This is a genomic window from Enterococcus sp. DIV0187 (assembly GCF_051713785.1).
In the GTDB taxonomy this organism is placed as follows: domain Bacteria; phylum Bacillota; class Bacilli; order Lactobacillales; family Enterococcaceae; genus Enterococcus_A; species Enterococcus_A avium.
In genome coordinates this window covers 463677-483684 of the sequence record NZ_JBIOQO010000002.1, presented here as the reverse complement: position 1 = coordinate 483684, position 20008 = coordinate 463677, and the positions used below count along the sequence as shown (strand labels likewise).

Annotated in this window: 16 protein-coding genes; 15 read left to right on the top strand and 1 reads right to left on the bottom strand. The window is 35.9% G+C overall.

Going from position 1 to position 20008, the window contains the following annotated elements:
- Nucleotides 1–137: 137 nt before the first annotated feature.
- The 4 genes from IGI52_RS22205 to IGI52_RS22190 all read left to right on the top strand — a co-directional run bounded on the left by IGI52_RS22205 (nt 138) and on the right by IGI52_RS22190 (nt 4978).
- Nucleotides 138–419: a PspC domain-containing protein gene (locus IGI52_RS22205; RefSeq protein WP_048720213.1), complete on the top strand. Its 282-nt coding sequence runs from the start codon at nt 138–140 to the stop codon at nt 417–419.
- 385 nt (nt 420–804) lie between these two features.
- Entirely contained in the window at nt 805–2607 is a 1803-nt protein-coding gene (gene liaX, locus IGI52_RS22200) for a daptomycin-sensing surface protein LiaX (RefSeq protein ID WP_144204677.1), read from the top strand.
- A 15-nt stretch (nt 2608–2622) separates the two neighbouring features.
- On the top strand, nt 2623–2919 hold the full coding sequence (locus tag IGI52_RS22195; protein ID WP_016178071.1) for a PspC domain-containing protein: 297 nt from the start codon (nt 2623–2625) through the stop codon (nt 2917–2919).
- A 520-nt stretch (nt 2920–3439) separates the two neighbouring features.
- Complete coding sequence (locus IGI52_RS22190) at nt 3440–4978, top strand: helix-turn-helix domain-containing protein (RefSeq protein ID WP_144204678.1); 1539 nt, start codon at nt 3440–3442, stop codon at nt 4976–4978.
- A gap of 64 nt (nt 4979–5042) precedes the next feature.
- On the opposite strand, the gene IGI52_RS22185 is transcribed toward IGI52_RS22190, so the two are convergent.
- A complete protein-coding gene (locus tag IGI52_RS22185) occupies nt 5043–5579 on the bottom strand; it encodes a TetR/AcrR family transcriptional regulator (RefSeq protein ID WP_144204679.1) in 537 nt (178 codons plus the stop codon).
- Nucleotides 5580–5725: 146 nt separating this feature from the next.
- On the opposite strand from IGI52_RS22185, the gene IGI52_RS22180 reads away from it, so the two are divergent.
- The 11 genes from IGI52_RS22180 to IGI52_RS22130 all read left to right on the top strand — a co-directional run bounded on the left by IGI52_RS22180 (nt 5726) and on the right by IGI52_RS22130 (nt 19996).
- Nucleotides 5726–6340, top strand: coding sequence for a GNAT family N-acetyltransferase (locus IGI52_RS22180; protein WP_144204680.1), 615 nt, complete (start codon nt 5726–5728; stop codon nt 6338–6340).
- A 245-nt stretch (nt 6341–6585) separates the two neighbouring features.
- Complete coding sequence (locus tag IGI52_RS22175) at nt 6586–7017, top strand: Hsp20/alpha crystallin family protein (protein ID WP_016178075.1); 432 nt, start codon at nt 6586–6588, stop codon at nt 7015–7017.
- 582 nt (nt 7018–7599) lie between these two features.
- Nucleotides 7600–8703, top strand: coding sequence for a site-specific integrase (locus IGI52_RS22170; RefSeq protein WP_144325620.1), 1104 nt, complete (start codon nt 7600–7602; stop codon nt 8701–8703).
- 505 nt (nt 8704–9208) lie between these two features.
- Nucleotides 9209–9859: a winged helix-turn-helix domain-containing protein gene (locus tag IGI52_RS22165; protein WP_016178077.1), complete on the top strand. Its 651-nt coding sequence runs from the start codon at nt 9209–9211 to the stop codon at nt 9857–9859.
- Between the two features lie 61 nt (nt 9860–9920).
- Complete coding sequence (gene secA2 / locus IGI52_RS22160; protein ID WP_438782693.1) at nt 9921–12296, top strand: accessory Sec system translocase SecA2; 2376 nt, start codon at nt 9921–9923, stop codon at nt 12294–12296.
- Between the two features lie 40 nt (nt 12297–12336).
- On the top strand, nt 12337–13551 hold the full coding sequence (locus IGI52_RS22155) for an accessory Sec system protein translocase subunit SecY2 (protein ID WP_070558151.1): 1215 nt from the start codon (nt 12337–12339) through the stop codon (nt 13549–13551).
- Between the two features lie 24 nt (nt 13552–13575).
- On the top strand, nt 13576–15174 hold the full coding sequence (asp1, locus tag IGI52_RS22150) for an accessory Sec system protein Asp1 (RefSeq protein ID WP_016178080.1): 1599 nt from the start codon (nt 13576–13578) through the stop codon (nt 15172–15174).
- Nucleotides 15167–16753, top strand: a complete 1587-nt coding sequence (gene asp2 / locus IGI52_RS22145; protein WP_016178081.1) for an accessory Sec system protein Asp2 — start codon at nt 15167–15169, stop codon at nt 16751–16753. The genes asp1 and asp2 overlap by 8 nt, the downstream gene beginning before the upstream one ends.
- Before the next feature lie 16 nt (nt 16754–16769).
- The gene (gene asp3 / locus IGI52_RS22140; protein ID WP_227131708.1) at nt 16770–17678 is read left to right on the top strand and encodes an accessory Sec system protein Asp3; all 909 of its coding nucleotides are present in this window, start codon (nt 16770–16772) and stop codon (nt 17676–17678) included.
- 31 nt (nt 17679–17709) lie between these two features.
- Nucleotides 17710–19155 (top strand): glycosyltransferase, encoded by a 1446-nt coding sequence (locus tag IGI52_RS22135; RefSeq protein ID WP_438782446.1) that lies wholly within the window; start codon nt 17710–17712, stop codon nt 19153–19155.
- On the top strand, nt 19145–19996 hold the full coding sequence (locus IGI52_RS22130) for a hypothetical protein (RefSeq protein ID WP_016178084.1): 852 nt from the start codon (nt 19145–19147) through the stop codon (nt 19994–19996). Before IGI52_RS22135 ends, IGI52_RS22130 begins: the two co-directional genes overlap by 11 nt.
- The last annotated feature ends 12 nt before the right edge of the window (nt 19997–20008 follow it).

Here is a 20008-nt window from a genome sequence, read left to right as displayed (position 1 = left end):
CCTTTCGACCCATGACGAATCAAAGAAGATTGAGCATAATATTGACATAAGATAAAAACACATCGCGAGTGGGAAAAACAAAATACATTCAAATCGGGTTCCAAAAAAATACTTTTTGGAAAAAGGAGAAAATTAAAATGAAAAAATTGACGAAATCACAAAACAATCGAGTATTAACAGGGACGTTAGCCGGAATTGCGGACTATTTTGGAATTGATCCTACAACTGCACGTGTCATCTTTGTCTTCCTAAGCTTTTTCTTGGAAGGTGCACCAATCTTACTTTATCTATTGCTTGTGTTGCTTGTTCCTAAAGCAGAAAGTGAGAGCAGAGCCTACCAACAACCCTATGAATCATCAACAGGCAATCAGGCAAAACAAGCAGAAGCAGTTGCCGACGATACATGGAGCGATTTCTAATTAGAAAAACAACGCTTAAATCTTAAGCTTAAAATATAATCCGAAGAGTGAACTAAAAAAAACAGTTCACTCTTTTTGCGAGTCAAACTTTTTGCAGTTTGTTTGGTTCAAGTGAAGAACAGACATCTCACTGGAATTATTGATTGAGTAATATAGTTTGATCATATGCGTGATGAGAATAAAATAAGCTTTTTCGGTTTTTGAAAAAGTTTTTTCAATTGAAACGAATTAGCTGTCAGTCCGACTTTTCACAGTTTTTACTTTTAGAATTGAATCAACAACAAGAATAAATTTATTCTATGAATATAGTCCTTTCGACCCATGACGTGACGACGAGGGTTGTGCATAATAGATTCATAGAACTTTTCGTCGAGGAGAGATTATCATGAATGAACGGCAAAAAATTTTAGAATCCATTAAAAAGGGGATATTATCGCCAGAGGAAGGCTTGGATTTATTAGAGAGTCTTGGATTAAATGAAGAAACAAAATCAGAATCAGCACCAGAGACTGAAGAAGAACCAATAGTTGAAGAACCATCAGCAACTGAAACAGTGGAAGAACCTGTAAATAAATTAGAACAAGAGGAAACATCCCAACATGTAGCTGAGTTTGAAGGGGAAATCGAATCAAAAGACTTTTTAGGACCTGTTGAAGATGAAGAAAAGACAGAATTTGAAAAGGACTTGGAATTTGATAACGATGTAACAATTGAAAAAATATCCGAATCGGGTTTAGTGGATGATGACCTTCTGGAGCAGCCAGCATTCGAAGAGCCAGCAGAGGCCGAAACAGAATTAGAGCTAGAACCAGAAACACCAGAAGAAGCACTATCAGAAAAGCCGCAATCCTCTGACAGTGTTTCCAGCATGATTGATGAGTGGGAAAACAAGAAACCAGAACCTAAAGAGGAAGATCCAGTACGATCAAAAATTGATGAATTTGATGAAGCGTTGCAAACGAAAATAGAAGCTTTGCGAGAGAAAAAAGAAGAATTTAGAGAACTGAATCTTGAAGCTGAGCTGGGAATCATTTCAGCTGAAAATGAAGTAATCTATAATCAAATGAAGATCGAGCTGAAGGAACGGGAAGAAGAAATCGAACTATTGAAGCATGAGCGTCGAGCGATTGACGAGGATATGTTTGTTTCGCCAGAAGGTCCTTATGTATCAGATGGATTTTTTGAAGTCCCAGATGATTTTGAAGAGCAAAAGTACCGTCCAATGGATCGTCCTCATGAGGAACCAACAGACTTGGTCAGCCGTATTGCACGGATGGTAACGAGAACAACCGAGAGAGTTTCAGACAAGGTAACTAATGATTTCGACTGGAAAAAGATGAATCAAAAATTTTACGGAACGGCAAAAACACATTTTAGTCATCAATTCACCTTTGAAGATATAGATGCCAAAACCATCGATATTAAATTGGCGAAAGGGAAAGTAATTTTGAAGACTTGGGAAGATGAGACAATCAATGATATAAAAGTTGAGGCAACAGTCGCTCTTCTAGGTAAAATGGAGGAGCCAGATCCAATCGACGCCTTTTTAGAACGCAGCCATATCGACATTAATAACTATCAAATACTCTTCCATGTACCGAATAAACGAGTGGACGCCAAATTGACCTTCTACTTACCAAGACGTCAATACAATCATCTTTCTGTCCGTTTACTGACAGGTGATTTGATGATTGAGGAACTTGTAGCTAAGAATGCTTCGATTAAAGCAACGAATGGAACAGTGTTGATTAAAGAACTTGATGCCTCGATGCTGGAATTTGAAGGTACCAACAATGACGTTGAAATTCGCGAAGGACAGATTACGAATGCATTGATTGAGACAGTTACCGGTACAATCATTTCAAAAGCAGATGTTGTGCGATCAGAATATTCATTAATCAACGGAGACATCAAATTATCCGCAGGCAATGAGAATTTGAAAAAAATTGAAGCCCAATCCGTCAATGGAAATGTCAAAGTATCATTGCCGCAAACGGTAGGGATCGAAGGGGTAGCCAAAACAGGAGTCGGTACGATTAATTATCGCTTTGCCAATTGTGAAACCATACAAGAACGAAATGGCAACACCCAGAAAATATTGCATTTTCAACGAGCAGCAGGAGAATCAGCTGAAATCGAGGTTTCTTCGAAGGCTGGTAACATCTTCCTGAAGGACTATGAGAGATAGAAGGGACAAATTAAAATGAGAAAAAGAATGACAAAATCACAATCAAATCGAATGCTCACTGGAACCATTGGTGGGATCGCCGAATATTTTGGGATCGATCCTACTATCGCACGGGTCATCTTTGTTTTTATCAGTGTCATCTTGGTAGGCGCACCAGTATTTCTTTATATACTACTGGCATTAATCATTCCAAGAGCTGACAGTAGCAGAGGAAATAATTACCAACAATACCATTATGAACGTCCAAAACAGTCGAAAAAGCAACGCAAACGTGCAGAAGCAGTCGAAGAAGACAATTGGAGTGACTTTTAGTTGCCGATTTGAGAATTACTTAATTCAATCAAAAAGACATTTCTTGATTTTTTGAGAAATGTCTTTTTATATAGGGAAAGCATAAAAATTTCTCATGAATAATTTGCTTTATAGCAGGTATATCCATATCCGGCTTCACGAACGAGCTAGTTTACGCAGACAATGATTGCTAAATTCCTTTAAGCACCGACAATAAGTAAAAATATTTCGAAATTACCAAGAAACACAATGATCGAAGAAAACAGATGTTGATTAGTGCCTAATTGGGTCCTAAAAGTTGAGCGACTCCGCAAAGCCTTTCTTAAGGAGACGCGGAAGAAAAATTCTTCGAGCTTATTTCAATAAAAATGGCGAAAAAAAACACTATATCCATACGTAGAAAAAGGGTAAAATAAAAACAATAAAAAAGTAGAATCAAAAAACGTTATTTAATTTAAAACTTTTGAATTCACGCTTTAGGATTGGTAGAAGTATGATACCGTACAAAAGTATCATTGTTAACGAAGTTGGAGGAGATAGGATGGATTTTCGTCAGGTTTTAGGAACAAGCAACAGACGACGATTAGAATTGATTGAACTGTTGTATTATAACCGACAAGGGGTGTCGAGCGATGCGATTCTTAACGAGTTAGATTGTTCATTGCCGATTTTATTGAATGATATTAGTCTTATCAATGACTTGCAGGATGATTTTATTGTTGAAAAGTCAAAGGGATTGCATCAGGTAATGCTCAAGGAAGGGATCAGCATTGGAAAACTGTATGCTGAGGCGTTGACCAATTCACTCGAATTCAAGATTGTTGAACATTTATTATATGAGACCAGTGACAACATCGAAGGGTTATCGAAAAAATTATATTTGAGTTCTTCTAATACCCAACGGTACTTAAAAAAGATAGAGATTGATTTAAAACGTGTAGGTATTCAACTGTGCTATCGTCCGTTACGTATAGTGGGGAAAGAAAGTGTGGTCCGGCACTTTTATTATCGGTACTTTACTGAAAAACAGTATACATTAAAGACAGTATTGCCAGATTTGAGCGAGAACCATCTAAAAGTGATTAAAAATTTTGTTCTAGAGTTTATTAAAATAAATGGGATGCAAAACCAGCATATTTTTCAAAAACGTGTGGCTTACAATCTGTTTATCAGCTTGTGGCGAATAAAAAACAAACATGCTTATCCTCAAGAAGAACTCCGAACGAAGCCGTTATTATTGCCAGAAGGAAAAACAGTAGAAGCACTCAGTTCGATGATTAAAGAAGTTTTTCAACTGACGGTATCAGATGAGCTGTTACGGGATTGCTTATGGTTGTCCTTCTCGGATTCACTTATTTTCAGTCAAGAGCATAGAAAGGCAGCGCTAAAGGATAATCCCCGTTATAGAAAGCTTTTCAAGAAGCACACGGAATTGACGGAAGATTTTACAAGGTTGTTAGGCGGAGCACTTGATGAGGAACGAAAAATCGAGTTAACGACCGTTTTACTGAATGCCACATATCTTTTTGACGAAAAGGGTGACTTTCTCTCCATTTTGCGAAAAAATCGAACTATTTTTCTAGACATGGTCGCCATTATGCACCAGCATGCAGTGGAGAAGGTGACAGATATCGTGGAAGCTTTTGTCCATAAGTACGCAATCTATCAGACGCGAGATTTTATTACAACGTATGTCTATCTCTTACTGACAGAAGAAGAAAAAAGTCTGGAGCTGTTGGCTTCACAGGATGAACCTCATCATTTATTATTAGTTTCCGATCTTACCCCTACGGAAGAGAAGTTTATCTCAAGGGTGATTACTCAGATCGTTTATGGAAATTTTGAGATACACCATTTAGACGAATTGTGGGACAGTCATGAGGAGATGGTTAAGAAGGTTCTATCTTATGATGGGCTGATTACAACAGGGCCGAAAGAAGGTATTCCTAAGGATTTTCCTTTTGTTTCAATGGATCCTTACGTAACACCGCAAGCGATTGTGGCGATTCAAAATCTTGTCAATGATTTATCCGAAAGAAAACGGGATGTTCTACTATCTGGAAATAGTATCAACGAATAGTAAAAATCAGGTATCTCTTTGAAAAGGGATGCCTGATTTTTTGCATAGGAAGAATTTTTAGAAGCTAATATTCAGCCATGATCCTTGTTAATATTTTACTCAAGGTTTCTAGATCAGTATCAATCGTTGATTCTAACCAATCTGACAAAATGCTGATTATGCCCGACACAGCAAAGGAGACCTCGATATAACTTTGGAGATCATTTGGATCGAGGCTTTCGGCGGCAATCACCTTTGCGATCAATACTTCTTTGATTTTTCTCAAATCATTTCTACCTCTAGTTTCTTTAACGAGTAACTGAAAGATCGTTTGGTTCTCTGAGACAAAAGAAACTAAGTTCTGACAAAAGGTTTTAAAATCTGTGATTTGGTCGTTTGGATAGGTTGTGTCGAAAAGAAGGATAAGTGCCTCCAGCTTGTCATCAAGGAGCTGGTTATGCAGATCATAAATGTCAGAATAATGAGTGTAAAAGGTGCCTCTGCCGATATCTGCCAGCTCGGTGATTTCAGAAATTGAAATTTTATTGATTGGCTTGTTCTGCAACAGTGAGAGATAAGCCGATGCAATCGCCCTTTTTGTTTTGCGCGTTCTTCGATCCATTTTTTACCTTTTTCCTAGACAACTGTCTTCAAACTGTTCAAAAATGAACAGTTTTGTAGAGATTGCCTATAGTATTCTTGTTTTGCATTCATTATATTAGACATATGAACATTATTCAACAGTTGTTCAAGAATAGGAGGGATAAAATGGATACTATCGAAATCAAACAAATAAGTATTAATGACTTGGAGCAGGCAAGAAAATTCGCGGAACAGGGCATGCACCTTGATTGGTACGTCAATAATTCCCTCGAGCTATTTCTTTACAGCAAATACGTGCTGTATCTTGAGCTCTCGAAATCAACAGTTGCTTTAGGTGCTTATTTAGGTGAACGTTTAGTAGGATTTTTGTTCGCACGATTTAAGAATGAAGAACCTGTCATTGAATCAATAAAGCATAAGCTGTTTTTAAAACTTGGATCGGGCTTAATTAATCTATCTGGTCATAAGGACAATTCTGATGCTTACGATCAAGCGAATAAAGAGATGCTTCAGGCATTTTCAAAGAAAAACTATGAAGGAGAGCTGACATTTTTTGCTGTTGATCCTGAACTAAAAGGAAAACGAATTGGAACACTGCTGCTTGAAAAGCTGGTCTCATTGAAGAGAGGCAAGACAATTTACTTATATACAGATTCAGGCTCTACTTATCAGTTCTATCTTCATCGTGGATTCGAGATTTTCAGTCAAAAGGAAGTCAATATGACAGTGAACAAAAAAGAAATCACACTGTCCTGTTTTTTGATGTACAAGCAACTGTAGAAAAATACTTTTTCAAGAATCGCTTGAATTTTAAATAACTAATTTTATGAGACTATTTTGACATATCGGGAAAAATACATTATTAAACTGGAGGTATGTCTTTAGATGATTTAAAAAATTACTTTTTAAATAACGTTATATTGATCGTTCGAAAAGCTGTTTTCTGCTGCTTTTTGCTTGAAAAATTATTTATCATGAGTAAAATTATAAGTGAAGGAAGATAAAAAAAGAAAGGAATGGTCAAAATGGCTAACAACATGATTCCTCGTCGCTCTGATTTATTTGACATGACACCTTTCAATTTTTTTGAGGACTTTGGACGGAATTTTTTTGAAGGCTTCAAGGGCAATATGGTTAAGACAGATATCCACGAAACAGACAACGAGTATTTGCTAGAGGCGGAATTACCTGGAATTCCAAAGGAAAACATCCAAATCAATTACGAAAATGGCATATTGACGATTGAAGGAAAACACCAAACAGATACGCAAAAGGAAGATGACAAGGGCAATTTGGTAAGAAGTGAACGAAGCTTCAGCAGTGTTCGCCGACAATTTGCAATTAGAAATGTGAGAGAAGAAGATATCAAGGCTGAGTACAAGGACGGAATTTTGAAGGTTACTTTGCCAAAATCAGCGGAAAAATTGGAACGCAAGACCGCTATCCCAATTGAATAGAACGAGTAAAGGAGCTGTGACAAGATTCTTGTCACAGCTCCTTTCTTACGATTAGGCAAGAGAAATAAGTAGAAACTTCTTAAGGTTGACCACTTCCATCAAATTCTCACTTTTTTAAAACGGCTAACAAAAAGATTTTAAAACTATAACAAAAAATAAAGACTGACAAAAATTAAAATTAAAGTTTTTCCTCGAAAATAAGATTGATAATTATAAAAAAGATCTATTGATTGACGGTACTTGAGCAATCAATAGATCTTTTTATATAGTTAGTTTAACTATAAAATAAATTTATAATTTTTTAAAATAGTTTACTTGGTCTTATAAAAAACTAGAAAAGAAATATTTCTTTAAAAAACAAATTAATTTATTTATCTTTTGATTTAAAATCGTTTTGTAATGCTATTATAAAATAGCGATTAGAAATAATCAATAATATTCATAAAAACAATTATTTTTGTTTCTCTTTGAAGATTCATTACAAAAAATAAAAGCTTTGAGTTCTCAATTTTGGGATTTAACTCATTATTAGTTGAAAAATGTGCCGTCATTTAAGCCGTCAGAATTGGAGGGGAACTGTCAATGAGAAAAGGAGAAAATATATATTTAAGAAAGGATGGACGTTGGGAGGGACGTTATTCAAAGGGAAGAAAAAACAATGGAAAAATTAGATATGGATATGTGTATGGAAAAACCTATACGGAAGTTCGGCAAAAAATGTTTCCGCTTAGGATACATTATATGACTGTCCAGCAAACTCATGGGGTTGCGAGTGAAACATTTGAGGAGTGGGCGAGTTACTGGTTGAGCTATGTCCAGCAGGAGGTCAAGCCGTCTACCTTTTCCAGTTATTATTATAAAATTTATAAATACGTGTTACCAACAATAAAGAGCATTCCTTTAAATGAACTATCTGCAGAACAAGGAAAAGAAATACTTAAAGAACTTGGGAAAAAGCTTGCTAGTTCAACTGTACATGTGATTTTTCGAATTTTGAATAAATGTTTGAATCATGCAAAAAAATGCGGGAAAATTTTATCTAATCCCTTTTCCAGTATTCAGTTACCAAAAGTTAAAAAGAAAAAAATTGAAGCGCTCACTCGCAGAGAACAAAAGAGACTTATGAATGTAGCGTTGAACGAAAAGAAAGGCAGAGGTCTTCCGATACTGTTATCTCTCCATTCTGGCATGAGAATTGGAGAAATCTCTGCTTTAAGGTGGTCTGATATTGATTTTGAATCGAGTTTAATACATGTAAGTCACACATATCAACGAATAGGGATTTCACATGGAGAACGGAAAACACAATTGAATTTTGCTAGTTCAAAAACAGAAGCGTCTGTTAGAGTAATCCCAATTAGTCGTACATTGAAGAAACTATTATTAAAGCACAAGAGAAAGTCAACGAGTCAATTTGTTTTTTCTTATTGTGGAAAGCCTTGTGAGCCGAGATTACTCACTTATTATTTTCATAAGATTCGCGTGAAAGCTGATTTAGCACATATACATTTCCATCAGCTACGCCATACATTTGCAACCCGCTGTTTAGAATCAAAAGGGGATATTTCTTCGGTCAGTGCTCTTTTAGGACACGCATCAACTCAAATGACATTAGATACTTATGTGAATGCTTTACTAGAACAAAGATATCAAGTAATCGAGGAAATGGAGAAGTCCATCGCTTAGAAAACGCTTTCAAAAACGATCTTGGGAAGTTCTTTTTTCTTTTTCTGAGAAAGCGCTTTCAATTTATTCGCAGTTTATAATGATTATAATAATCAGTTAAAATCAGTGTTTCTAAACAAAAAATAAAGGCGTTATTTCATCTGAAAAAACTATACGCCGTCTTAAATCGTCAAAAAGCGTTCAAATCCTTCTAATAATAAAGGGATTGGGTGCTTTTTCTAGTTTTTTATAAGACTAGGAACAATTTTGACTCATCTGAAAAATCGTTATTTTAGCTAAACGTCAGTTTTTGTGTTTAAAAAGTATGGGTGTTGATTTTGATTACTAATCGCAGATACCAAAAACTTTTAGTAATCAATGATTTATTAAAGGCACCACTATGCTTATGATAACAAATTTTCAGGAAATAGCGAGTGAAGGCTTCTGATTCAAGACTTTTATGGTTAATGCTTGTCTGTATGGCTGTAGAGCTATCTGATAAAAAAAGAGAAAAGGGAAGAGAAAAATGAATGTATTAATATTGACGAAATGTGTTTTTGCTGAAGAAGAATTGATAAAAAAATTAAATCTGCTCGGTTATGAGGTGTTTTGCAGTAGTCACTTGCTTGAGGGGTTAATTGAAGATACTAAAAACTATCCGGTAATTAACTATTTTCCCAACATTATTTTTAGCGAAACGATTTCTGATGACGAGGTATCACAGGTAGCTAAAAATGAAGACATCAAAGATTCGATTCTTTTTAGAAAAGCGACGACATTTTCAAAAAATCATCATGAATACGAAAATGATAAATTCAATTTTTTATTTATGGACGATTCCTTAGAAGAGATAGGAGAAAAGTTAAGGAAAAATCATGCTCAATATCAAGAAAGCAGCAAGCCGAATTTATTGTCTTTTAATATTAAGGATATAGATTCTATGTTGTTTTTGAGTAATCAGGAAAGACAAGTTTTTGAAATTTTATACAACGCTAAAGGAAAAGTTATTTCAAGAGAAGATATCTGTAATAAGATATGGGCCCAAGTAACTAATTCAAACTTAGCTCAGACTTCTACGATTGTGCGAAGGATAAAAGTTAAACTTGAGGATTCGGGATTTGTGAATTGTGATTTACAGACTATCTGGGGAAAAGGATATCGAATTATTACTGATTAATTTTTTTGCATCACAGTCGAGCACGTACTTATAAAAAATTAAAGGAATCAGCTGGATGACTATGAAAGATAAAAATATAAAGAAATACAAAAGGATAGCCAATAAGATTATCAAACTAATACCAACGTATAAAGCAATGTCAGATTCCGATTTGCAAAACCAGACAATCCTATTGAAAGAAAGATTAGCAAATGGGGAAAAAGCCGAAAAGCTTTTGCCTCAGGCCTATGCGATTGTTGCAGAAGCTGACCGGCGGGTATTAGGGTTAGAGCCATACTATGTTCAGATTCTCGGTGGGATCGCTTTGTTCTATGGAAATGTTGCGGAAATGAAGACTGGTGAAGGAAAAACACTCACTGCAACGATGCCGATGTATTTAAGAGGTCTAATGGGCAAGGGAAACTTTTTGATTACCTCGAATTCTTATTTGGCTTGGCGAGATGCTGAAGAAGTCGGAAAAGTTTATCGGTGGCTAGGACTAACTATTTCTGTAGGAGTTCCAAAAGATGCTAGTGAAGAAGAGGTAGATAAGGAAGCAGTCTATGGTTCAGATATTATCTATACTACACACAGCGCTTTGGGCTTCGACTACCTATTTGATAATCTAGCAACGACTTTAGAAGAGCAATATGTCAATACGTTCAACTATGTATTGATTGATGAGATAGACGCCATCCTGTTAGATATGGCGCAGACACCGTTAATCATTTCAGGAGCACCCAAAGTACAATCTAATCTATTCGAAACATCTGACTGGTTTGTTAAAAGTCTTAGCGAAGGAGAAGACTATTTAAAAAGTGAAGACAAGAGAAATGTTTGGTTCAAAGAAGAGGGAATTAAAAAAGCAGAAAAATATTTTGGAATTCACGGAATTCTTACAGAGGAATGGCGCGACTTATACAGACATTTAGTTTTGGCTTTAAGAGCCAATCAATTATTAGAAGAAAACAGAGATTATGTAGTGGAAGAGGGTGAAATTCTGCTTTTAGATGAAGCAAACGGAAGAAAATTAATCGGAACGAAATTACAAGCGGGATTGCACCAAGCGATAGAAGCCAAAGAGGGGGTAGAAATTACCAACGAAACGAGATCAATGGGATCAATTACTTATCAAAATCTCTTTAAGAAGTTCAAAATTCTGTCAGGAATGACCGGAACAGCAAAAACTGATGCTGAAGAATTTAGAGAAACTTACAATGTGAACGTGATTCAAATACCTACAAATAAGCCTATCAAAAGAGTAGATCATCCAGATGAAGTCTATGTAACAAATAAGGCTAAAGTATTGTCCTCATTAAAAGCTGTAAAGGAAGCACTTAAAAAAGGGCGACCGGTCTTAGTAGAAACGGGTTCTGTCGCTATGTCTAACTTGTATTCCTTACTATTATTGCAGCAAAAAATCCCACACAATCTTCTAAATGCTACAACAGTTGCGAAGGAATCCTTGATTGTTTCTGAAGCAGGTAGAAAAGGCGCTGTTACAGTAGCCACATCAATGGCTGGAAGAGGAACGGATATTAAGCTTGATCCTGAAGCAAAAGAAAGTGGCGGGTTGTTAGTTTTGGGAACAGAACGAATGACCAGTGATCGGATTGATTTTCAGCTTAGAGGTCGTGCTGGAAGGCAGGGAGATCCGGGTGATACAGTTTTTTTTGTTTCGATGGAAGACAAAATAGTCGTTGAAAGTGCGCCTAAGTGGGTTGCCAAGGCGCGAAAGAAGTTGGTCGAAGAAAACGAGCAAAAGGAAACAGCTGAAACAAAGCCTTTAAAGGAAAAGAAATACGACAAAATCATTAATAAATCTCAAGCAAATAGAAAGAATCAAGAAGTAGAAAGTCGCAAGAATATTCTTGAATATGATGAAATCATCAGTGTTCAACGGGAGATGATTTACACTGCAAGGAATAAGGTGATGGAAGGTTCTATTGCATTTTTAGAAGGAATCATCCAGCGTTCAACAGAAAATGTTATTGATTCTTTTACCTCGGAAAAAACGAATCTAGATAGAAATAAATTGATTGATTTTATCTATAACAATATCGCTTATAATTTTGACGCTTCGACCATTGATCGAGAGCTAAACGATTACGGTAAGAAGCATGTACGCGAGTATTTAAATAGGATGATTTTAACTCAAATCGAACAGGTTCATTTCAAAATTCCCGATAGTTTTCAGCAGCTTTATTTTAAACGAATTGTTACCTTGAAGGCTATTGATACGATGTGGATTGAACAATCTGATAATTTACAGCAACTAAAGTCTGTTGTGAATGGACGTAGCTGGGGGCAACACAGACCAATTTATGAATTTCAAATTGAAGCAAGGCGATCCTTTTTTGAAATGAAGGATGAGATATGGTTGAACATATTGAGAAATCTATTATTGTCGGACTTGGTTTACAATTCCGATGGCTCCATTGACGTAGATTTTCCATAATTTAGCCATCATTTAGTATTTTAAAAAAGGACGGTTATCAATGAAAAACAATAAAGAGATAGTCAAACGGATTGGTTGGAGTATTTTACTGCTTGCAGTTGTGGAGTTTGGAAAAAAGATCGAGGTTCCTGGCTTTTTAGCAATACCAAAAGAAGAAACCCAAAATTTGATCCTTCGTTTTCTTTCAACCACTACTGGAGGAAATTTATCAAAACCAACCCTGCTTTCTTTGGGAATGGGTCCATATATGACAGCTTTAATTATTTGGACCACGATTAGTATGATTGACACGGATAGGATCAACAATCTTTCAAATAAACAAAGAGGATATATTCAAAGAGTGCTAACGCTTATTTTTGCCATCGCTCAAGGAATTGCATTAATGCTTAAATTTGAACCCCTAGTTGATTTCAAACAATTTCCCGGAATAAGTAAATTTGCCATTTTTTGCGTGGTGATCATGATACTTACCACTGGTGCGATGTTTGTTTCTTGGATATCCGATATTAACAGTGAAAAGGGAATCGGTTCCCAGAGTTTATTTATTTTACCAGGTCTACTTTCCAATTTACCTGCGATGTTAATATCTGGACAAAGCGGCACTTTACGCTTAAACAGCAGCTATTTTCTAGGGCTATTTGTTATCACCTTCGTTTACATTGTGATAACAATCTTTTTATACAACTCCGAATATCGGATAAATATCCAGAGAACGGGAATAGATAGTAAATTTAATAACTCGTATATTCCGATTCGCCTGTTAACGGCTGGAGCAATGCCTTTTATGTTCGCAGTGACGGTGTTTTCGATCCCGCAATTGTTACTACTAAATGAGCGTTGGAGCAATACGCTTTTTTCCAGCATTCTTTCAAAATTATTTTCCTTTAATACGGTAGAAGGAATCATCACCTATGGAGTTATTCTTTATGCTTTGGGAATGGGCTTCAGTTATATCAATGTTCGGCCGCATGATATTGCTAAGCATCTAAAAGAGTCTGGTGATTATATTTATGAGATTGTACCTGGAGCTGAAACTGAAAAGTATATCAAGAAGAAGCTGTCTACCATCGCTATGGTAGGGAACTCATATCTAGTGTTAGTTTCTCTTATTCCGTTGTTTATCGGATTAAAGGTGGAGATCATAGCTAATTTAGCATTTTATTTTGGGAGTGTTTTTATGCTGATCATTATTCTCGATACACTCACGCAAGAAATAAAATTTATTTTTTCAAAACGTAATTACCATATTTTTTAGTGAGAAGCAGGAGTGGATAAATCAATGATTTACTTAATCCCAAATTGGAAACAAACAGATAATAATTTAGAAAATGAACGAGTCTTGAACATTACGAAGCTTTTCACGGAAAGCGACGAACAATATAAGCTTTTCCTATTAAATCATTTGCCCTTTTTAAGATATAAGGCCCAAGAACATTCTTTACTATTTACTTCCTATTGGCGCGCTTATGATGTGATTCAGAATATCTCTGTATCGGATGGTCATCCCCTAAGTTTTGAAGATCTGTCATTTCCTAGTGATATTGAAACCATTTATACTCCCTTTGGCATTGTGCTTTTTCGAAAGAATCGTAAATATGGAGAGGTAAAGTTCAATAAATATGGCTGTATTGAAGGTGTGAAATATTTTAAAGAGGATCATAACTACTTTGAGTATTACGATGATCGAGGTTTTTTATCGCTAATTGAGCATATGACGAAACAAAATGTAGTGACAAGACGAGAGTACTTTAATGAATACGGTGAAAAGACACTCACAGAAATCTTGGATGGAAATCCTGAAATAATCATTGAGGAAGCAGGAAACGAGAGCTTAAAGAAAAAAATATTTTACACCATGGATGAGGTGATTGCAGAGGTCTTAAAAATCGAGTTGCAGCAAATCCCTGATGACAATAAAAAAATCATTGCAACAACAGATAATGACATTCTAAAAGTAACGCAATTTATTCAAGACGAGGAGGAGCTGGTCCGGATTGTTTCCGATGACGATGCGCTTCAGGCCTATGATAGAAAGCTGTTCATAAAAAGTATGAAAAAAGCAGCGTATGTCGTGACTGATACGAAAGCGAAATCTCAAGAATTATTAAAGGTAAAAAAAGCCAATCCGGAACTAGCCAATATAGAAATTACTACGATTCCGATGTTTAATACGGAACTAGCTTTAGGAATGAGTAATTCGATTGCGCAGCTCATCATCTATTGGCGAGTGGAGCAACTGACTGATTTTCTACTTGAAGCAAATCAGGTTTTCATAAAAAATTTGATTGATCAAACGAAATATAGCCTGATTGTTGAGGTGAGTTCCCTCTTGGATCAAAGTAAATTACAAGAGCATCAAAAGGAAATCATTGATTCCTATTTTGATGTGGATAGTGAGTCTGACGATTTCAAAAAAGTCGCTCATTTTATTGAAGCAAAAAGAATCAAGCGCTTGTATAAAGCCGATGAACTGGCAATTGAAGACATTCGAAAAACGGATTCATGGAAAAATTTGGTCAAAGCAATCAATGTATATAACCGCATAGAATTCCGTGTACAGCCAACGCTTCTCTCAATAAAAAACGATTTTCATAAAGCTCGGCTTTACGTGGATATTAATGAAAAATACAATTTACAAATGCAATCATTAGCAATCAGTGCAGGAATTCCTCAAATAACGAAGGTGAAGACTGATTTTATAGAGGATAAAAAGAATGGAGCAGTAGTTAGAAGAATTTCTGAATTAGAACCTGCCTTGACCTTCTTTCTACAAAATTTGAGTAATTGGAACAATGCCTTGGTAAAAAATATATCTGTGATTGAGGACTTTAGCCCGCAGATCATACTAGAGAAATGGAGGGATGTGTTGAATGGCTAAAAAAATTAACCTTCTTCATTTTGGGGAGAATAAAATCGCTGATTTAAAACAGTTATCCTCCAGTTTTCATTATAATTGGCTGCCAAATGATTACAATTTCCAGCTGGATGAGAAAGAGATTGAGTTATTTATCGATGGAGAATTCAACAAAAAATTTTCTAGAGCAATTTTTATTTTGGAGTCAGATGCGAAAATTTTAACCCAGGATAGCGAGTTATTAGTGCAATTACCAGCGTATCAAATTCTTTACGAGAGTCAAGCGAGTGTTTCGCCTGAAGTAGCCCGGCTATTAAAGCTCAAAGAAGCACTTCCTATTGATATGATGAAAATAGATCAGGTCTTTTCATTTATTAATAACCAATACTCTGTCAGACAATCTGGTTATAAACTGTCAAATGATCATATCAAAGTTGATCCAACATTTGATGGAAATGTTCAAAAATGCGGAAATTCTTATATTGAGCTCGAAGGAAATTTTCCGCAGGAGTTCAAACAAGTACTCTCATGGAAAATGACTAATCTTATTAAGGCAGACGAAAAAATGGCGTTCTATTCAGAGCTGGCTGTTCTTTCTGGAGATGTTGAATTGCTATTTAAGATCTTTTTAGTAGAGGAAAATACTTCGGAGGTTGTTCAGATAATTGAGGTCCCGTTGGAAAAACTTCAGAGAAAAGAAGAAATAATATTTGAACAGCCAGTGAATGCCTATATCCATGTTTCGCTCTATGCACGTGGAAAAAAAGGGAAGATTCAAGTTAGCCAAGTCCATATTAGAAAAGCACTAGCTGATAGAAGCTCCATGATTCCTGGTGGGAATAAAATAGTGGATGAGGAGCAGCTTTCTGGAGAAGTTTTCTACTATTTTAATGCAGGCGATTTGAAGCCACCATTGGCGATTTATTTTTCGGGGTATCGACCAGCTGAAGGTTTTGAAGGTCGCAGAATGATGAGCAGCATGGGCGGGGGGCCTTTTATGCTGATAGCAGATCCCAGATTAGAAGGCGGAAATTTTTATCTAGGAAGTCAACGCTTTGAACAACAGATTGTTGATATTATCTTAGCTAAATTAGAGCTTTTAGGATTCGAAAATTCTGATTTGATTTTGTCGGGATTGTCTATGGGGACCTTTGGAGCGCTTTATTATGCAAGTGATTTGGAGCCTCACAGTGTAATCATCGGAAAGCCATTAGCCAACATCGGAACGATTGCTTTAAACGAGCGTGTGTTACGGCCAAATGGGTTTCCAACTTCCTTGGATATGCTTTATTACAACACTGGCGAAACCACAGTCGAAGCTGCCGAAAGATTGAACAAGAAGTTCTGGGATAAGTTTGCCTCTGGCGACTTTAGTAATACGACTTTTGCTGTGGCCTATATGAAGCAGGATGATTATGACAAAGAAGCCTTCCCACAATTATTTAATGTTTTAAAAGAGAATCGTTCTACTGCAAGAGTACTCTATAAAGGACTTACAGGTCGACACAATGACAACAGTACCGGAATCAATAAATGGTTTCTAAAGCAATATCGAAATATCTTATTCAATAGTTTTCAAAGAGTCATGGATGACTTTGAATAACTAGAGGGGTGAAAGATTGGAAAATTTTTACATGATAAAGTGGGGAATTGACTTTAACGATAACTACAATTATGGAGCGAATATCCGTCTTTTAGAGGATGATTCTGTTCGCTTTTCTTCTCCATTTATGCCCACGGGAACCCCTATCAAAACGTGGTATTCAAGGACAGCATTTCATTCTGCTCGCAAATCTCCAATGCTGCCGATTTTGATGAATGGGAAAGGCTATCACATAAAGGTGCACGCGAAATTTGATACGACAAACGCGGTGCAATTAGTCATTGAGTTTTTTAATGTCAATGAAGAGGTGATCGAAAAAATTTATTTTAAAGAGTTGGAAGGGCATTTTATCTTTCCAAATGAAGCAATAAGCTACAATGTGCAGCTAGTAAATAAGAAGCATGAATTCATTATTTTTAATTGTTTAACTATTGTTAGTGATTCTTTGGAAGAACGATATGAGCTTCAAACAGATAAAAATACCGAAGTGATCTTTCTGAAGGTTCGACATCCGTACAAAGGAATCAAAACAAAAATTGTCTTACAGAGAAAATCGAAATATATGACGAGTTTGGTCTTAAAAGATTATATGAACTATTATTTTTTGATAGGAGATCAATCTGAAAAAACATGGTTGGATGGGATTGTCGATATGTGTGACGACCTCAAGGAGAATCATGAATTGAATTCACTCTCGATAGAAAGAGGTCCACGCTTTAATACACTGGAAGATAATATTCAATTGCTCCCTTTGGCATTAGAAGCCATACTGCCATCCAGTAGATTGACAAACGTTCGAACAAGCACAACTGCTGGATGGACAAAGTTAAAGGAACAAGCACAAGTCAACAAGTACGCACTAAGTATTTTACAGCACACTGTTGCGAGACAGGAGAATTTGACTCTTAAGAAGTCAAGACAGTAGTTCGTTGATGAATATCAGGAGGGAAGAAGAGATGAATTTTTTTATTAATAAAGCAATGGGAATAGGAAATTCTGGTGTCGAACATGCACAATTTTATCGAGCGAGATGCTTTGAAAAAGTCCAACTTCCATATAAGTACGTCTTTGTGGAGCTTGTAAAAAATTTACATGAAGCGATGGATGCCTGGGATATTCCAGATAATAAAGTAATCAACATGTGGGAGCTGTTTGTTTTCGGGAAAGACTATTTAAAGACTGGCGCTAAAAAAAGCTATGAACACAAAGAAGAGATACTGTTGGATTTCACCAATACTCATCGGATAAAAGAAACGATTATTTCTTCAGGCATGTTGATTGTGGAGCATTTAGAAAAATCACCAAGTAAAAAGAAAGAAAATTTGCTTCTCGTTTCTACCTATAAAATTGAACTCTTTGATTATAAAACGATGGAAAGAAAAGTCATGTTTGAATACATCGAACATAAAAACAGAGGCAGATTGCTAAGTAATATCCATCTCTTTGATTTTGAAGGAGAGCATTTATTTTTTCGGACAGAGGTCCTGCTGCAACGTTATTTCTTCGAATATTTAGCATCACAATTTGAAGGTGTCAAGAATTTTGTCATTGATCGAGGACAGGAGTCTGAATCTGCGCTTTTCAATCACAAACCAGCAGATACCAATATTATCGAGATTATTCACGCAGATCATCTTTCTGATCGAGATGTGTCGACTGCACCGCTATGGAATAACTACTACGAATACTTACTGACACACATGGAAATGGCGGATCGTGTAGTGGTGGCCACAGAGCTTCAGAAGCAAGATCTCTTGATAGATTTCCCAGAAGAAACTGAAAAGATATGGGCGATTCCTGTAGGAGGTATTCGAGATCAGGATATTCACAAGAAACAAGAGCCAATTCGTCACGTACCTATTCAAAAATTTATTACAGTTTCTCGTTTAGCTTCTGAAAAGCATATTGATATTGTGATTCAAGCCATTTGTGAGGTGAAAAAAATTTTTCCAGATATTTCTTTGGATATTTATGGACAAGGTGGAGAAGACGGAAAACTAAGAAAATTGATCCAAGAGATGGATGCTGAATCTTATATTGCTTTGAAGGGACACTCAAATCAAATGAATCAAATCTATCCAAAATACGATGCCTTTATTTCCGGTTCTTATTCAGAAGGCTTTGGTTTAACTTATATCGAAGCTTTAGATGCAGGGCTGCCAATTGTTACCTTTAAGGCAAGATTTGGAGCGGTCGAGTTGATAAAAAATGGAGTGAATGGTTTTTTAAAAGACTTTTCACGAACAAATGAAGAATATAGCAAGGAACAGCTAACAGAAGGAATTATTCAGCTTCTTGAATCAGAACAGCAAAAAATAATAGATCAAACGAGAGACTCTGTAAAAGAATATCAAGATTCTATTATTGCAAATAAATGGAAGGAGCTTATCAATGGACTATGAGTTAGTAAGTGTCATAAAGCCAACAGATATCGTTTGGAAAAGCCAAAAAGAGCGTTTGATTGAAAATAACGGAAAAGTTCTCTCTCTTTCCCCGAGTCCGAATTTCAATAAGTTAAAACATTCAGAAGAAGTAGAGGGATTAAATTTATTAGAGGTGTTAACCAAACGTGAATATCAGCCAGGTAATTTTCTGTTTTTTAATAGCATTCCAACAGCGGCTGCCGCAGAGATTTTCATGAATGAAGATCGGACAATTTCGGTGATCAATGATGGTGAAGAGATTGGACAAGTAATCACGTATCCAGAAACTAGAAGGCATGTAAAAGAAGTGAAATACTTAAATGTTGATGGTACGACTGATTTTATTGAAGAATACACGGATGATGGACAATTATATAGCAATATTTTTTTCTTTAAGAATCAGGTCCATGAAATAGATTTTTACAATAGTAAACAACGTCCAATTGTTCAATATTTTTTTTATGAGGGTCAAATCAACTTAGTTGTTGTAAGAGACCAAGATACTGGCAGAGTTAGCGCTAAATACAACAGCCTGACACAATTTCTAACAGATCAAGTGGCGAATATAGTAACTGAAAAAGACAGTGTATCCATCTCTTACATGGGATTAGAGCTGTTTGCTTTAGCAAAAACAAAATCAAGAAATGTTCTTTACTTAACTGAATCTCCTTTTACAAATACTGGAGGAATCAAGGGGAATTTATTGAGTATATTGGAAAACAAAATTTCATATATCAATGAAGTAAAGATGTTACGTGAACATTATAAAAAATTAGTAGGTAAAAATGTTTGCTTAGATAAAGTAACTATCATTGATTAAGGAGTCTACGAC

Coding starts and splice junctions, on each gene's coding strand:
- IGI52_RS22205 (WP_048720213.1), top strand. CDS start 138: ATGAAAAAATTGACGAAATCACAAAACAATCGAGTATTAACAGGGACG.
- liaX (WP_144204677.1), top strand. CDS start 805: ATGAATGAACGGCAAAAAATTTTAGAATCCATTAAAAAGGGGATATTA.
- IGI52_RS22195 (WP_016178071.1), top strand. CDS start 2,623: ATGAGAAAAAGAATGACAAAATCACAATCAAATCGAATGCTCACTGGA.
- IGI52_RS22190 (WP_144204678.1), top strand. CDS start 3,440: ATGGATTTTCGTCAGGTTTTAGGAACAAGCAACAGACGACGATTAGAA.
- IGI52_RS22185 (WP_144204679.1), bottom strand. CDS start 5,579: ATGGATCGAAGAACGCGCAAAACAAAAAGGGCGATTGCATCGGCTTAT.
- IGI52_RS22180 (WP_144204680.1), top strand. CDS start 5,726: ATGGATACTATCGAAATCAAACAAATAAGTATTAATGACTTGGAGCAG.
- IGI52_RS22175 (WP_016178075.1), top strand. CDS start 6,586: ATGGCTAACAACATGATTCCTCGTCGCTCTGATTTATTTGACATGACA.
- IGI52_RS22170 (WP_144325620.1), top strand. CDS start 7,600: ATGAGAAAAGGAGAAAATATATATTTAAGAAAGGATGGACGTTGGGAG.
- IGI52_RS22165 (WP_016178077.1), top strand. CDS start 9,209: ATGAATGTATTAATATTGACGAAATGTGTTTTTGCTGAAGAAGAATTG.
- secA2 (WP_438782693.1), top strand. CDS start 9,921: ATGAAAGATAAAAATATAAAGAAATACAAAAGGATAGCCAATAAGATT.
- IGI52_RS22155 (WP_070558151.1), top strand. CDS start 12,337: ATGAAAAACAATAAAGAGATAGTCAAACGGATTGGTTGGAGTATTTTA.
- asp1 (WP_016178080.1), top strand. CDS start 13,576: ATGATTTACTTAATCCCAAATTGGAAACAAACAGATAATAATTTAGAA.
- asp2 (WP_016178081.1), top strand. CDS start 15,167: ATGGCTAAAAAAATTAACCTTCTTCATTTTGGGGAGAATAAAATCGCT.
- IGI52_RS22135 (WP_438782446.1), top strand. CDS start 17,710: ATGAATTTTTTTATTAATAAAGCAATGGGAATAGGAAATTCTGGTGTC.
- IGI52_RS22130 (WP_016178084.1), top strand. CDS start 19,145: ATGGACTATGAGTTAGTAAGTGTCATAAAGCCAACAGATATCGTTTGG.